We start from the raw sequence: 15,540 nt of genomic DNA on the forward strand, positions 1-15,540 counted from the left end.
TCTCTCTATTCACTTGCGAATTGCTTGATTGAGGGTGAGCATTGCCCACCCTATTTTATTAACCCACACTACCTTCCAGTTTCAGACTCAGCAGGCGATCGGCTTCTACAGCAAATTCCATTGGTAGCTGGTTAAACACATCCTTACAGAAACCGCTAATCATCATCGAGATTGCATCTTCTGAAGAAATACCCCGCTGCGCGAAGTAGAATAATTGGTCTTCGCCAATCTTAGAAGTCGAAGCTTCATGCTCGATCTTGGCAGTGTTATTTTGTACCTGAATGTAGGGGAATGTATTCGCCCGCGCATTATCTCCAATTAACATTGAATCGCATTGAGAATAATTCCGCGCTCCTTGTGCTTTCGGGTTAACTTTCACCAAACCACGGTAGCTGTTGCTAGAGTTCCCGGCAGAAATTCCCTTGGAAATAATCGTGCTGCGAGTATTCTTACCAACATGGATCATCTTCGTTCCTGTATCGGCTTGCTGCATATTATTCGTCAGCGCCACAGAATAAAACTCACCGACAGAGTTATCGCCGACTAACACGCAACTAGGATACTTCCAAGTAATTGCCGAACCCGTTTCTACCTGCGTCCAAGAAATCTTAGAATTAACTCCTTGGCACAAACCGCGCTTGGTGACGAAGTTGTAAATTCCGCCTTTACCCTTCTCGTCGCCAGCGTACCAGTTTTGCACGGTAGAGTATTTAATTTCAGCATTGTCCAAAGCGACAAGTTCCACCACCGCCGCGTGTAGCTGATTAGTGTCGTACATCGGTGCGGTACAGCCTTCTAGGTAGGAAACGTAGCTCCCTTCCTCGGCTACAATCAAAGTCCGCTCGAACTGTCCTGTATCGCCGCTATTAATACGGAAGTATGTAGACAGTTCCATCGGGCATTTGGTGTTTTTGGGGATATAAACGAAGGAACCGTCACTGAATACAGCGGAATTGAGTGCCGCGAAGTAATTATCTGCCGTTGGCACGACACTACCCAGATATTTCTGAACTAACTCTGGATATTCCCGTAAAGCTTCGGAAATCGAGCAGAAAATTACACCTTCTTTAGCTAACTTTTCCTTGAAGGTGGTAGCTACAGAAACGCTGTCAAAAATGGCATCTACTGCGACATTAGATAGACGCTTCTGTTCTGATATGGGAATACCAAGCTTTTCAAAAGTTTCCAGCAATGCGGGATCGACTTCTTCCAAGCTATTCAGTTGCTTGGGCTTCTTTTTCGGCGCGGAATAGTAGATAATATCTTGATAGTTGATGGGAGGATACTGGACACTGTGCCAAGTAGGTTCTGTCATCTTCAGCCATTGACGGTAAGCTCTCAGACGAAATTCCAACATGAACTCTGGTTCTTCTTTCTTAGCAGAGATCAGGCGGATAACGTCTTCACTCAGACCGCGAGGAATAATATCTGCCTCGATGTCGGTAATAAAGCCGTATTTGTAAGGCTGGTTGACGATGGTTTTGACAGTTGCACTCATTGGTAGTGTTCTCTCGGTTGGGCTGAAATGCTCGAAGTAGCTCTTTAAGGATGAAAGACGGGTGGTCTAACCCCTTCCCACCTTCCTCATTGTAAAAATCGTAACTAAAACAACACGCTTGTTGTTTAACCTGTCTCCATTTTACGCTACATTAACAACAGGTATGTTGTCAAAGTAAAATTTTCAGCTGAAAACTTTGGAATGACAATGGTGACAACGCAGCAGCCCTCGACCAAGCAGGACATTCTGCAATATTTAATGAAGCAGGGGCAAGCCACGGCGCAGGAGCTAGCCACAGAGCTTGATGTCAGTCCACAAGCGATTCGTCGCCATTTAAAGGATTTAGAAGCAGAGGAACTCATTGTATATCAAGCAGTTCATCTGGGCATGGGGCGACCGCAGCACGTATATAAACTAAGCGATCGCGGGCGCGATCGCCTGCGTCGTACTATTAACGATGGAGGGGGAGACAGTCACGGACAATTTGCCGTTTCCCTGCTCGATACCCTCGCCCAAACAGTGGGGCGAGAACAAATGGGGACGATTTTACGAATGCAATGGGAGCGTAAAGCTCTAGAATACCGCGATCGCGTCGGCGAGGGTTCGCTGCAAGAGCGAGTCGCCAACTTGGTAGAATTGAGGAAAGCTGAAGGTTACATGGCAGAATGGTATTTTGTCAACGAAGAGAATTCAGCTAGAGGATTTATCATTACCGAACATAATTGCGCCATTGCCAACGTTGCTGAATCCTTCCCTGTAGTCTGCGGACACGAATTGGAAATGTTTGCCACAGTTTTACCTGATTGTCAAGTTGAGCGTACCCACTGGATTATTGACGGCGAACACCGATGTGGGTATTTAGTACGAAGCACGGGAGAAAGGGGAAAGCTGTAGGGGCGGGTTCACCCGAAATCCTTGTCGGAGCCAGAGTTGTTTGGTAAACCTGCTCGTACAAAAATTGTCGGGAAATACCAAAAATTGTAGTCGAAGTTGATTTTTTGAGTGAACCCGTCCGTACAAATGACCAATGACCAATGACAAATAACATGCAACCTTCAATGCAATTTCTCTCGGCGGAAGAGTCAGCCAAGGTAGATGCAGCCTTGCTTTCTTCTCCAGAAAAGTTTTTAACCAGACTGACAGTTTCATCGCTACGGCTGTTGAAACATATAGCCGAAGACTACGGCGTAAAGATGGAAGATTTAACCGCAGAGCAAGTGGTAGCCTGGTTTGAGAAAGATGGCAAGATTAGACGCGAACAAGGACTTGAGGCGGCTTTTCTGAAATGGTAGCTATTCAGTTATCGGTTATCAGTTATCAGTGGAGAGTGGTGCGCGACAAATGACGAATGACGAATGACCAATAACTCTTTTACCCTTGAGACACTGCGGTCGCATTGACATCTATATTGCGATCGAATATGATTCGCGGTCGGAATAGAATTTTCAAAATCAGTAAAATCGATTTGAATTCCCCTGGCGTGTTGTGGCGCTTCCATTGTCCGGGGCGACAAAATAACATTTCCACTAAGCAGCGATGTTGACTGAGACTGAGTTGCTGAAACATAACCCTGACTGTAGGAAATTCATTTTGAAATCCAGTCCGAATCACTTGACCAGTTAACTCTACTCCTTCTTCCATAATTTCTAACGTGAGTGGCTGCATTTCCTCGGCTGAAATAACTGCTTTTTGTGTCAGAGCAATTTCCGCTCCAACTTCAGAAATCATCGTCGTGACTCCCCAATAATTTTCCCCTTGAATATTGCACCTTACTGTTCGCCGGAGAGCAAACCAATCGTAAACATCTGGTTTGGGAGCGTCGAGCAGAATTAAAATTGCAATACCCAACATAATTAAGTTGTAGCCACTCCACAGCCAACCCAAACCAATACCTCGAATCTGTTGAGCAATTTCTAATGGTACTGTTGTTGCCCATTCTGCTTTCGCCATAGACATTCCTAAGTTGCGCCACAGACTAATAGCTGTGATCGCAAACAAAATAATTAAAGGTGAAGCTAGTTTCCAATTAAATGAAAAGCGATCGCGTTGTTGTCCTTTTGGAGTAACTTTAAATCCTTTGGCGAACGGTCTTAACATGACTTGAATTACTGTCAAAGCCAAGGGAAAACATAAAACCAAAGAGTATATATCTGATAGTAAAGCCGAGCGAGAGCGGTGATTTAACCAAGCAAAGACTGAGATTTGAACTAAATAGTAAGGCAAAAAGAAAAATAATAATTCAGTTGCCGTTGCCCTGAGTGGAATCACTCCTAAAAATGAATAGGCAAGTGGCATAACTAAAAATCCAACCCGGGAAATACTAGTGAACCAATGCAATAATCCTTCTAAATGTGCAATTCTTTGTAAAGGTCGCAATCCTTCGATAGTTAAAGGGTTTGCGTCGATAAAAAATGCTTGTAACGTCCCTTGCGCCCATCTGATCCGCTGTGTAGCATGAGCGGCGATGTTTTCGGCTGCTAAACCTGCACTTAGTTTTTCATCTAAATAAATTAATCGATAACCCTGCGCCGATAAACGAATTCCAGTAAAGTAATCTTCACTCAAAGAATCTGTGACAAAACCGCCAGCAGCTTGTAGTGCTTTGCGTCTGACGACAAAAGAAGTACCAGCACAAATAACGCTATCAGCTCCATCTCTAATGGGCTGAATTTGACGATAAAAAACTTCTTCTTCAGGAGTAACTGCATCTTCCAGCCCTAAATTACGGGCGATTGGATCGGCGTTATAAAAACTTTGAGGTGTTTGAACTAAAGCAATTTTTTCGTTTTGAAAAAAGCCAACAGTTCGATTTAGAAAATTTCTGGTTGGGACAAAATCTGCATCAAAAATAACGACTAACTCACCTTGCGTTTTGGCAATCGCGTGGTTTAAATTACCTGCTTTAGCGTGCTTGTTATCGGGACGAGTTAAGTATTTACAACCCAATTCTATAGCTAAATCTTTAACTTCTGCTCGGTGCGTATCATCAAGTAAGTAAATTTTTTTATGTGAATATTCCAGTGCTTGGCAACCGATAATAGTCCGTTTGAGGATAAAAGTAGGCTCGTTATAAGTAGGAATTAAAATATCAACATTTGGGGTAAAACTACCGTCAAGCACGGCTACAGCAAAGCGGTCGGCTTCGCGGCTGCGGTCTTTGACATTCAACATTAAAAATAATTGAATTGTACTGCTAGTTAACACCAGAAACTCTAAGAACAATAATCCCAGACTAAACACACCATTAAGGGGAGTAGCAAGATTGAGCGTAGTTAGCGATCGCCAAATAATATAACGAATAGTCAAAAGCAGTAATATTGCTACTACAATTTGCCGCGACCATCGTTTCGGTTGGGGAGAAATTCGCATGACTAGCATCACAATTAGTAGTAAAACAATTGTGGGAGCTAGTAAATATCCTCCTGACAACGTTGGTACTTCTAACCAAAAAGGAGGATTATTCTGAAAATTTTGTATTTGTAAAAAAATCGAAGTAATTCTGCCTTCTCCGGCAAACCATCCCCCAACTATCAGGCTAGAAAATGCCACGATACTCAGCATAACTAGCGTAGCGAGACGCGATCGCCTCACGCGCCTGAGTTCTCTCTGCTCTATCCCCTGACTTTTAATCTGAGAAACTGTCATTCCTACTACCCAATAATTTTCCTAACAAATACACTGGATTGTTGTTAGCAATCCATGTTAGGTAACACAATTGTAAAATAATTATAATTTTTATTATCGTTTATTATGTCAACTTTTAGCTAGTAGTTGAAATTTTGTTTGCTCCTAACTGTCCCAATAGAAATCTGCTAGCAATAACGCGATGTATTGCCATAGAAGAAGACTAAAACAGATATTCAGATAGTTCTATGACCGTAGAGCAATAGCTGAAGTTCCCTCATGGGTAGTTATATTGTCCAATCGCCCCTAGATGCCCTATCGCAACAACAGTAGCAAATTACGCTGTATCAAAAATCATCTCAATCTCGATCGCGATCGAGGATCGGCTGATAGCAGTTTTCAATTGGGTAAAATACACGCTCTCTCTGGGGCGCACAGAGAAAGCGCCCCTACAAATGTCACGCACGCAATCGAGAATTGCTACAAAATTAATTTTCCTACTGGCAACCCCGACTACAAGCTAGTACACGACGAGGTCGTGGCGATCGATACTGAGAAAATGACTGTCACCTTCAACTTGGTCAACGGTTTCAGTTTCGGTCGTCCAGTTTGGTACGTTTCAATGGATTCCAGCGATCCAACGGTGGCTGCGATCGAAGGTGTAACTTCTGCTCCAGTATTACAGAAGATAAAAGTAGGTGGCGACGATAGTTTTAGTAGTGCTGTCGAGCGGATTTTTATTGCCATAAATGGACTGTCGCAAAATGGTTGTAAAAATCCACAACACCAAAGGCTGTATGCAGCTTTAACTGATGGCTATCGCCCCAACAATGTTTTGGGTGGTATCCCGACGATCGCGAATGACTATAGCCCACTTTGGGATATCAACCTTTACGAGTGGACGCAGGATGCAGTAAATAATGGCGATCGCACCCAGCTACGCGAAGAATTTCACATCTTAGGTCTAGTTGAATCTGGTTTCCTCACTGGTCCTAATGGTTTCGAGTTTGGCTCGACAGGCATCATCAACAACTGCCCGATCGTATTTCGCCTATTGTAATTTCTCGACGCACGAACTCAAAGCCGAATTAAGAGCTAATTCTTACGTTTTTCTCAGGAAAAACTCATAAATTCATCAGTCGTAACTTAGGTAAGCGATAGATGCTGAAATTATCGAATTTTTGTTTATTCTCAAATTCTTAGGAGTGAATCAAGTGAAACTTACGTCTGTTTTAGCGGGCTTTGCTTTAGTCGGGTTAGTGACGGTTACAGATGTACCACTGAGAGCGATCGATCCTCAGTCAGGTCAAGCGTCTGCCCAAGAGATGCAAATGAAAGGTCCAACTGATATACCGATCCAAAAGAAAATTGAATTGATAACCGCGCACAAAGGTCAGCTAGGTGGTGGTGACGAACTGCGGCGCTATTTCTTTGGCGATCTGCTGCCAGTAGCGGTGCAGCCTGGTGGTGCGGGTATGGTCGTACTGCTGTATAACAAAGCTAACGATTATACATTTGCTTACTGTGCTACCTACGATGTGGTCGTGGCATTGAGAAAAGGCAGAGTGACGAAGTTTGAGCCGAGTGAAGTGAAGTAATAGTCAAGTCATTCTAGTCGCGATCGCATGAGGAAAAGCTTTGTTACAGATTGGGATATGCCGATTATTACTTTTTAAAGTTAAGCCACAGATTTATCTATGGCTAGCTATTTCTATTTTTGGTGCAGCTAACTCAGTCACGCGCAAGCTGACCGAAATTGGTGCGAGACATTTTCAGAACGATCGCAATCCCATTTCTCTGTGCAATGTTTTATTTGTTGGCAATCTCTGCGCTTTGTTGGTACTGCTAATTATTTATCGACGGCAAATCCAACCAGCTATGTTAAAGCGACTTTCTCGACGAGAGTGGTTGGGATTGATAGTCGTATCAACTTTAGCAGGAGCGATCGCGCCGAGTTTAATTTTTCAGGCACTAGCTGTTACTAATGTCAATACTGTAGTGTTTTTGGGAAGATTAGAGCCACCCTTAACTTTGCTATTGTCTGTCTGGCTATTGTCTGAAAGAGTTAATTTTTGGGAAATTTTGGGTGCATCTATTGCCTTTACGGGAGTAATTTCGATTATTTTTTTGTTTCCAATTCTACAAGGAGTAAATAATATAAGCTTAATGCTAGGCATGGGTGAAATTTTCACTATTGCTGCTGCCGTAGCTTTAGCAACAGCCACAATTCTTGGTAAGCTAACCCTCTCTCGGGTTTCTTTAGGAATTTACAGCATTTTTCGCACCGCTTGGGGAACAGTTATTTTCTTTTTCGCTGCTTTACTACTCTACGGCAGAGGACATTTTATGGATGTATTTTCTCCTTTCTTGTGGGAATGGATGTTAGTTTATGGTTCTATTATTGTCGTACTCGGTCAGACTTTCTGGATTACTGGTTTAAGAGCTACCTCTACATCTGAAGCTTCTTTAGTCAGCTCTTTTACTCCCATTGCAGGGATTCTCGCAGCTTATTTCATTTTAGGAGAAGTTCCAACACTGGCGCAGTATATGGGTAGCAGTGTCATAGTTATGGGAGTTTTTCTAAGTCAAATCGGCATCCGGCAAAAAGCATCAATTCGTGCTGCTACACGGAACGCTTCGATTCAAAAACAGCAAGAAATCGAAAGTAATATGGGATTTAAAGGGATATAAGTCAATGCTGGCTGAGAACGTCGAATTCTTGAAGCGATCGCACAACTGAGGGGGTGGTAACTAGCAACCATCTGCGTACTTCTGATTTAGAGAAGGTTGTTGTAAATTTAACTCATTGCCTGTTTGCCACCAGCATCCAGATAAATTGAAATTTACGTAATTTAGTGGACTAGCAGATTAAACCCATTATTGTTGCAGAGGTTTTGTATGGTAGACTTACTCGATGCTTGGAGACTTTTGCATCCCGCGATCGCCGTTACTTTCATCTTCCCTTTGATTGGGATCGTGGCTAACTTCGCATGGCAGACACGCCAGCGCCGATTGCAAGCTAAAGGGGGTGAGAAAAGTAAAATTCCCCCGACAGTTGGCGTGGAACATAATAAATTTGGCAAGTGGTTGGCTGGAGGCGTAGTAGGATTAGCACTTGTAGGGCTTGCCCGTCCCATTTTTTACCACATTGCAACTAACCAAGTCTGGAGTAAAAACCCTTTTCAAGTTATCTTTATCACCTTGATGTTTGGTGCAACCATCGCCTCTTTGGTGTTGCTTTATCAAGCCAAACAAAAACTTTGGCGGGGAGTGTTTGCCACTTTGACAGGAATGGGTTTAGTGATTCTGGGTTTCCAAGAAGGTGTCTTCCGTCGTGATAACGAATGGTTTGTATCTCATTTCTATATCGGATTGACGGCAGCAATGCTGATGATTTTTTCCTTAGCGATTATGCAAGATATCTATCAGGATCGCTCCCATCGCTGGCGGATCGTCCATGCTATTTTAAATTCGATCGCCCTATTACTCTTTGTCGGACAGGGAATGACTGGGGTGCGGGACTTACTAGAAATTCCTTTACACTGGCAGGAACCATTCATCTACAAGTGTGATTTTAATCAAAAGACTTGTCCTACCCCAACTTCTATGACTGGTGAGTGGCGCACTGCAAAAGAGTAGAGAATAGATTGACGTTTTATTCAGTTGTATCGCGATCGAGAGCGTGTTGCCTGAGTTCGCTCAGAGAAACGTATTCTAGTGCCGATGCGTGAGTTGACTGTAAAATTATGGGCGGTGCGACACCAGCATCTAGAGCTTCTTTCCAACGAGAAGCGCACAAGCACCAGCGATCGCCTGGTTTTAAGCCAGGAAAGTTAAACTCAGGTACGGGTGTGCTGAGATCGTTTCCCCGCGACTTGGTAAAATTCAAGAAATCTGCCGTTAGTTCTGCGCAAACGACATGCGCTCCATAATCGCCTGCACCAGTATTACATTTACCGTCGCGGTAATACCCAGTCATAGGAGCGCTGCAACAAGTTTTCAGTTCGCTACCGAGAACATTTCTAGCCTGTGCCACGATCGTCATCTCTCCAAGAGTCTCTCTTTATTTGCTTTATAAAGATCTCCTATTTTAAGACAAATGCTCGATCGCTAGCTCTTTTCAGAATCTACACGCACGCAACAACTTCTTGATAACTACCCGATTTAACGACTCGACCTTTTTCAATCGAGTAGACGCGATCGCAATGTTCGAGAGTAGAAAGACGGTGAGCTATGATAATCATGGTTTTAGTCCCGCTGAGAGAGCGAATAGCCTCGCTGACAAGACTTTCAGTTTCGTTATCCAGTGCAGCAGTCGCTTCATCTAGCACCAAAATCTCCCGTTCGTGATAGAGGACGCGAGCAATTCCGATTCGCTGGCGTTGTCCTCCCGAGAGGCGTACTCCCCGTTCGCCAACAACTGTATTGATTCCATCGGGAAGTTGCTCGATCAATTCCTCTAACTGAGCCGACTGAATGGCTTTCTCTAATCTTGGCTTGTCAATCAGATCGTCTGGAACACCAAAAGTAATATTTTTCTCAATTGTGTCGTCTATCAGAAAAATAGATTGCGGAATGTAGCCAATTAAATTTTGCCAGGAGCGCAGATCGTTGTAAATTGTTTTACCATCAACTCTAATATTTCCTGTTTCCGGTGCTAAAAGTCCCAAGATGACATCAATTAATGTTGTCTTACCTGCTCCAGATTTACCAATTATCCCAATAGACTGACCTTTCTTGATGTGTAAAGAAATTTCTTTGAGATTGGTTTCTGTGGCGCTAGGATAGCGATAAGTAATTTTGTCTAAAATAATTTCTTGCTCGAATGGCAGACAGCATTTGCTATAGCTTTTTGAATCAAATAACTTACGTAAGCTTCGCTCGTCTAGTATTTTTTGACCCCGCTCGACTTCTAGATTTTCTATTTCTTTTAAATCGTAATAAACTTTATCAACTGAATAAGTACTATTTCTCATGATGCCAAAAGCATAGATTGTATTACTTACTGATGGCAGCAGGCGAATTGAAGCCATTGCAAACACACCCAAAACAGAAGTTAAGTTTTCTGCATTCTGATTGGATAGTAAAAATATAATTGTAAATCCAACTAAAAAAGTTACTAGAATAGCTTCTAGTAAGATGCGCGGTAAAATTGAGAATGCTTGAAAGGAGCTAAGTGCAAAAGCAAATTTATCAATCTGGGCTTTCATTTGATTCTCAAAATAAGATTCACAGCCAATAATGCGTGTCTCTTTTAGTCCTCCTAGTCCATGATTGATAATCCGAATCATTTCTGTATTAGATTCCGAAGCTTCTTGTCCCCATTGCGAAATTTTATATCTAAAAAAGTAAATTAACCCAAAGGCTGGTAAAAGAATTGCTGCTACGCTTAGTGTTGCTATTAAGTTCGTTTTTGATAGCAAAAAAATCAAAGCTAATATTACAGTGATATTGGCTAAAGATGTAAGGAAAGGCAGCATAAAATGAGTGCAGAATTTATCGGTTTCGTTGACAACATTCTGAATTAATAATGCTGAATTGCGATTCAAATGAAAAGTGTAGGGTGCTGCTAAATAGGAGTGGAGTAACTTGGCTGAGAGTTCACCTTGCTGCTTAAAGGAAAATTTGAACACATACTTCTGACCGTAAAAGCTTAGGACAGACTTGAAGTATAAAATTCCGATAGTTGCTGCACTCAGTAAATATAAAAATTGTTTGTCGTTTTGAAATCCAGACTGAGTATAAAACCAATGCAGCCAGGAATTTTGATAGATTGCCTGCGGATTACTTGCCAAGGCAATAAATGGTCCAACTAGTCCAATTCCTATTGCTTCCATCAGAGAAGTCAAGAGAAAGAAGAATATTAGGAAAAATAGTTGTCTTCTCTTGCCTGCAAGGATATAAAAAAACTTAGATAAGTAGCCGATCATGTAGAGATAAGTTAGCTATAGTCAGCCACAATCGTAGTTTAAGTAAGTTAAAAAGGCTACTCAACAATTTGTAATTTTACTCAATCTTTAAATTTTGTTTGGTTTATGTAAAAACAAATATATCAAAATAGTGAGTTTACGTAAAAATGCTTAAATATGCCGAAAAGTCACTTTACTGTTATACCGAGATTTTAGGCGATCGATACTTAGACTCCACAGGGGTTCGTGGGATAAGATATGAGAGATGCGATCGCTTGATAGTTGAGCAATTGCTGTTTCTACCGCTTGTAACTACGGTTGTGGCAAATCTGTCATGCGGGTAGCGGAAGAAAAAGCAGACCGCAGAGAGAGGAAATAAAACAGAGAATCCGATAAGTTTAGAGCTTTGTGCTTAAATTTTTCCTCAAATTCACTATGGCTTTCGATTATGACTTGTTTATCATTGGCGCTGGTCCTGGGGGAGTAGCCGCTGCAAGACAAGCTAAAACTTACGATGTCCGCGTTGGAATTGCCGAACGAGAGGCAGTTGGTGGTACTTGTGTCAATCGTGGTTGTATCCCTAAAAAGTTTATCGTCTACGCTGCTGATTTTGCCTTACACGATCGCGCAGCTGCAAGTTACGGCTGGAGTAAATGCGATCGTCAGTTTGACTGGTCGTATTTTATCGCCTCCGTCCATCAACAGCTCGAACAGCGCCGCCAGTCTTTTTTAAACAAGTTTCAACAGGCAGGAATTGATGTCATTCGAGGTCAAGCAACTTTTATCGATCCACACACCGTAAAAATCGACGGACGCAAAGTCACGGCTGACAAAATTATCGTTGCTGTGGGTGGCAAATCCATTAAACCATCAAAAATTCCAGGGATCGAATATGCAATTACATCCCGTCAAATGTTTGAACTTCCTCAACTACCACAACGTTTAGCAATTGTTGGTGGCGGCTACATTGGCGTGGAGTTCTCTAGCATGATGAATGCCTTCGGCGTTGAAGTGACATTAATGGATCGCGATCAAACAATTTTATCGGGATTTGATGACGATGTTCGTACTGTCGTACAGCAGGGATTGAGTCAAAGAGGAATTCAATTTCTCGGCAACACAACGGCAAAAGAAATCAAACAAGATGCTACAGGATTGCAGGTTGTTTTAGAAGGCAACGATCCTCAGATCGTCACAGCCGACACCGTACTCTTTGCCACAGGCAGAAGCCCCAACACTGAAAATCTAGGTTTAGAAAATGCTGGGGTAGAATTGGATGAAAAAGGCGCGATCGCGATTGATGCTTATAGTCGCACGAACCAAGCGCATATCTTTGCTGTAGGTGATTGTACCAATCGCAAGCAATTGACTCCAGTTGCCCGAACAGAAGGTCGGGCAGTAGCGCGAACAATTTTTGACCAGCAATCGCCACAAATTGATTACACTCTCGTTCCTACCGCTGTCGTTGCCCGTCCTGAAGTTGCTGCTGTAGGATTGACAGAAGCGCAAGCACGGGAAAAATTCGGCGATGCCGTGCAATGCTACCGCACCCAATTTGAACCCCTGTTTTACAGCATGACAGATCGCTCCGAGCAAGCGATGATGAAATTAGTAGTAGATCGGCGCAGCGATCGCGTGTTAGGCGCTCATATGGTAGGCGAAAATGCTGCTGAGATTATTCAAAGTCTGGCAGTTGCGATCCAAAAAGGCATTGCTAAACAAGATATTGACGCAAACCTTGGCATCCATCCAACCACCGGAGAGGAATTCTTCTTGTTAGATTAAATTTAAACCCGTACAGTACGCCTGTTAAATCCCCTCCTATTCCAACATATCTCACCACAAACTTGAAGATCGCGACCAAATCAGTTGATAGGTGATAGATAATTTTTCTACCAACTGCCAACTACCAACTACCAACTACCATAGGAACATATTGACTCATGACATTCGACTACGATTTATTTGTTATTGGCGCTGGATCTGGAGGGCTAGCAGCTTCTAAACGGGCAGCTAGCTACGGTGCAAAAGTAGCGATCGCAGAAGAAAGTCTCGTTGGTGGTACTTGTGTCGTCCGAGGCTGTATTCCGAAAAAACTCATGGTTTACGGTTCTCGCTTTCCGGCTTTGTTTCACGATGCTGCGGGTTATGGCTGGCACGTTGGCGAGACGAGTTTAGATTGGCAACACTTCATCACTGTTATTGATAACGAAGTGAACCGTCTTTCTCAGTTGCATATCAACTTTTTAGCAAAAGCTGGAGTCGAGTTAATTCCCAGTCGCGCCGCTTTGATAGATCCCCACACGATCGAAGTAGATGGGCGCAAAGTCACGGCTGAAAAAATCTTAATTGCCGTTGGCGGTCGTCCGATTAAACCAGACATTCCGGGTATGGAACATGTCATTACCTCGAATGAAATGTTTCACCTGCCCGAAAAACCCAAACACATAGCGATTATTGGAGCTGGTTACATTGGGGTGGAATTTGCCTGTATTATGCGCGGTCTGGGTTGCGAAGTTACCCAAATTATTCGCAAAGATTTGATTTTACGAGGATTCGATCGCGACATCCGTAATGAAATTCAGCAAGGCATGATTCATCACGGAATTCAAGTCATCACTGATAATGTTGTCAAGGCGATCGATCGCGTCCCCAAAGGATTAAAGCTAACACTCTCTGACCAAGATCGAGAACCAGTTGTTGCCGATGTGGTTTTAGCTGCAACTGGTCGTACTCCTTATGTTGAAGGACTTGGCTTAGAAAATGCAGGTATAGATTTAGTTCCCAGTTCCCTAGAAGGTCCAGGCTACAGTACCACTAAGGCGATCGCGGTGAACGAATTTAGTCAAACTTCACAGCCACACATCTTTGCTGTCGGTGATTGTACCGACCGGATTAACCTCACTCCTGTCGCCATTGGTGAAGGTCGTGCTTTCGCGGATACAGAATTTGGTAATCTACGCCGCGCTTTTAACCATGAAATCGTCGCTTCAGCCGTATTTTCTACTCCCGAAGCCGCCACTGTCGGCATGACAGAAGATGACGCGATCGCCCAACTGAGTGAAGATGGAGTCAAAATCTATCGCGCCCGTTTTCGTCCCCTATTTCACAGCTTGACTGGTGCTGCTGATAAGACGCTGATGAAATTAGTTGTCGATGCTCAGACCGAACGAGTCTTGGGAGCGCATATGGTAGGAGAATACTCGGCGGAAATTATTCAAGGAGTGGCGATCGCCGTAACTATGGGCGCAACCAAAAAAGATTTCGATGCTACTGTTGGCATTCATCCTTCTACCGCTGAAGAATTCGTCACTATGCGTTGATGGTAAGACTACTCCCTGTTTCCGTCGAATTCATTTCTACTTTTATTCGTAGCTAGTCACATTACGGCTAGCTTGTTTTTTTTGCCATATTATTGTGGACAATCTGCGTAAGCCTGCCAAGCGCGATCGCAAATATCAATAATTTCACGGATATTTTCGACAACTACAGTTGTTATAAATGGCTTGTACTATTTTTAGATAAAAGTTTTAGCTCTTTTTATCTAGCAGCATTCATAGCAGTGAAGATGTAAATAACATCACAAGACTTGGCAAGGGTGGGAATCAAATCGAGAACAGCCAATTATGGAAATTACCGGACAATTATTAGAATTTTCCTTACTGAATATTTTTCATTTCATCGAGCAATTTCACCAAACGGGCTTGCTCTCGCTTCAGCCTGAACCAAGTGACGACTCTCAACTAGGAAAAAGCTGCTATCTCTGGTTTCAAGCAGGTGGTATTGTTGCAATAGTCGAGCAACTCGATAACCAGCACTTGCTCTCAATGATCGATAAGCGGGGCTGGATTGCACCAGAATTACTCAATATCTTGTCTGAGCCAAATGGCATAGAACATCCTCTGGGAGTTGAGTTGAAAACCAATGGACAGTTGAATGCCGAACAATTACAGGTTTTGTTTCACGCTCAAGTCATTCAGCCTGTCTGCGCTTTATTTAAATTATCGCGGGGTCATTTTAGCTTTAATTCGCAAGCGACTTTACCGAAAATCGAAATGACGGGTTTGAGCTTACCAGTAGCAGAGGCAACTTTATTAGGTTTGCGGGTATTGCGAGACTGGAAGCCATTTACGGCAAAACTGCCAACCCCATCTGACATTTTAAATAAGAATGTTGTTGCTAAGCCACGATTCCAACTCGATGCCCAAGAAAGGCAAGTATGGGAACTCGTTAATGGTAAAACTTCAATTGAAGCGATCGCCAAGCAGTTGCAACAACCATTAGAATCCATCCAACAAATCGCTTTTCGGATGAAGGTCGTTGGGTTATTAGGCTCTGTCTCTACCTCTCTCATGTCTGGGGAGACAACTGAAGAAATAGTGACTGATAGCGGTGTAGGAGCGAATGGTGCTGCGGTAGCTAATCCTTCGCTAGTCAAGAATTTAGTCAACTTACTCAATACTAAAATTGTCTGATGCTGGTTCAACATGCATTTGTCAAGATGAATTT

General features: G+C 43.0%; 13 protein-coding genes. 9 read left to right on the forward strand and 4 right to left on the reverse strand.

Annotated elements, in window-relative coordinates; translation table 11 throughout:
* Positions 1 to 58: 58 nt before the first annotated feature.
* A complete protein-coding gene (sufB, locus tag DSM107010_RS11940) occupies positions 59 to 1,498 on the reverse strand; it encodes a Fe-S cluster assembly protein SufB (RefSeq protein ID WP_015154063.1) in 1,440 nt (479 codons plus the stop codon).
* Positions 1,499 to 1,705: 207 nt separating this feature from the next.
* On the opposite strand from sufB, the gene sufR reads away from it, so the two are divergent.
* Together sufR and DSM107010_RS11950 are read left to right on the forward strand one after the other, a co-directional pair.
* A complete protein-coding gene (sufR, locus tag DSM107010_RS11945; RefSeq protein WP_015154064.1) occupies positions 1,706 to 2,392 on the forward strand; it encodes an iron-sulfur cluster biosynthesis transcriptional regulator SufR in 687 nt (228 codons plus the stop codon).
* 140 nt (positions 2,393 to 2,532) lie between these two features.
* The gene (locus DSM107010_RS11950) at positions 2,533 to 2,790 is read left to right on the forward strand and encodes a hypothetical protein (RefSeq protein WP_015154065.1); all 258 of its coding nucleotides are present in this window, start codon (positions 2,533 to 2,535) and stop codon (positions 2,788 to 2,790) included.
* A gap of 79 nt (positions 2,791 to 2,869) precedes the next feature.
* Here DSM107010_RS11950 and DSM107010_RS11955 read toward each other — a convergent pair whose 3' ends face one another.
* Positions 2,870 to 5,143 carry a glycosyltransferase family 2 protein gene (locus DSM107010_RS11955; protein ID WP_015154066.1) on the reverse strand — a complete coding sequence of 758 codons (2,274 nt, stop codon included), beginning with the start codon at positions 5,141 to 5,143 and terminating at the stop codon, positions 2,870 to 2,872.
* 289 nt (positions 5,144 to 5,432) lie between these two features.
* Between DSM107010_RS11955 and DSM107010_RS11960 the strand changes: the two genes are divergently transcribed.
* From DSM107010_RS11960 to DSM107010_RS11975, 4 genes are all read left to right on the forward strand, one after another.
* A complete protein-coding gene (locus DSM107010_RS11960; protein WP_106168984.1) occupies positions 5,433 to 6,182 on the forward strand; it encodes a DUF7482 domain-containing protein in 750 nt (249 codons plus the stop codon).
* Positions 6,183 to 6,336: 154 nt separating this feature from the next.
* Entirely contained in the window at positions 6,337 to 6,720 is a 384-nt protein-coding gene (locus DSM107010_RS11965) for a hypothetical protein (protein ID WP_015154068.1), read from the forward strand.
* 40 nt (positions 6,721 to 6,760) lie between these two features.
* Positions 6,761 to 7,813, forward strand: a complete 1,053-nt coding sequence (locus DSM107010_RS11970; RefSeq protein WP_106168985.1) for a DMT family transporter — start codon at positions 6,761 to 6,763, stop codon at positions 7,811 to 7,813.
* A gap of 207 nt (positions 7,814 to 8,020) precedes the next feature.
* On the forward strand, positions 8,021 to 8,761 hold the full coding sequence (locus DSM107010_RS11975; RefSeq protein WP_015154070.1) for a DUF4079 domain-containing protein: 741 nt from the start codon (positions 8,021 to 8,023) through the stop codon (positions 8,759 to 8,761).
* A 16-nt stretch (positions 8,762 to 8,777) separates the two neighbouring features.
* Here the strand turns inward: DSM107010_RS11975 and DSM107010_RS11980 are convergent, their stop codons facing one another.
* Both DSM107010_RS11980 and DSM107010_RS11985 read right to left on the reverse strand, forming a co-directional pair.
* A complete protein-coding gene (locus DSM107010_RS11980; RefSeq protein ID WP_041462987.1) occupies positions 8,778 to 9,158 on the reverse strand; it encodes a DUF2237 family protein in 381 nt (126 codons plus the stop codon).
* A 91-nt stretch (positions 9,159 to 9,249) separates the two neighbouring features.
* A complete protein-coding gene (locus DSM107010_RS11985; protein WP_106544766.1) occupies positions 9,250 to 11,052 on the reverse strand; it encodes an ABC transporter ATP-binding protein in 1,803 nt (600 codons plus the stop codon).
* Between the two features lie 414 nt (positions 11,053 to 11,466).
* Between DSM107010_RS11985 and gorA the strand changes: the two genes are divergently transcribed.
* The 3 genes from gorA (at position 11,467) to DSM107010_RS12000 (ending at position 15,506) form a co-directional block, all read left to right on the forward strand.
* Positions 11,467 to 12,816 carry a glutathione-disulfide reductase gene (gene gorA / locus DSM107010_RS11990; RefSeq protein WP_106166428.1) on the forward strand — a complete coding sequence of 450 codons (1,350 nt, stop codon included), beginning with the start codon at positions 11,467 to 11,469 and terminating at the stop codon, positions 12,814 to 12,816.
* A gap of 158 nt (positions 12,817 to 12,974) precedes the next feature.
* Entirely contained in the window at positions 12,975 to 14,354 is a 1,380-nt protein-coding gene (gene gor / locus DSM107010_RS11995; protein WP_015154074.1) for a glutathione-disulfide reductase, read from the forward strand.
* Between the two features lie 303 nt (positions 14,355 to 14,657).
* The gene (locus tag DSM107010_RS12000) at positions 14,658 to 15,506 is read left to right on the forward strand and encodes a DUF4388 domain-containing protein (RefSeq protein WP_106166427.1); all 849 of its coding nucleotides are present in this window, start codon (positions 14,658 to 14,660) and stop codon (positions 15,504 to 15,506) included.
* The last annotated feature ends 34 nt before the right edge of the window (positions 15,507 to 15,540 follow it).

Origin of the sequence: Chroococcidiopsis cubana SAG 39.79, assembly GCF_003991895.1 — a bacterium.
In the GTDB taxonomy this organism is placed as follows: domain Bacteria; phylum Cyanobacteriota; class Cyanobacteriia; order Cyanobacteriales; family Chroococcidiopsidaceae; genus Chroococcidiopsis; species Chroococcidiopsis thermalis.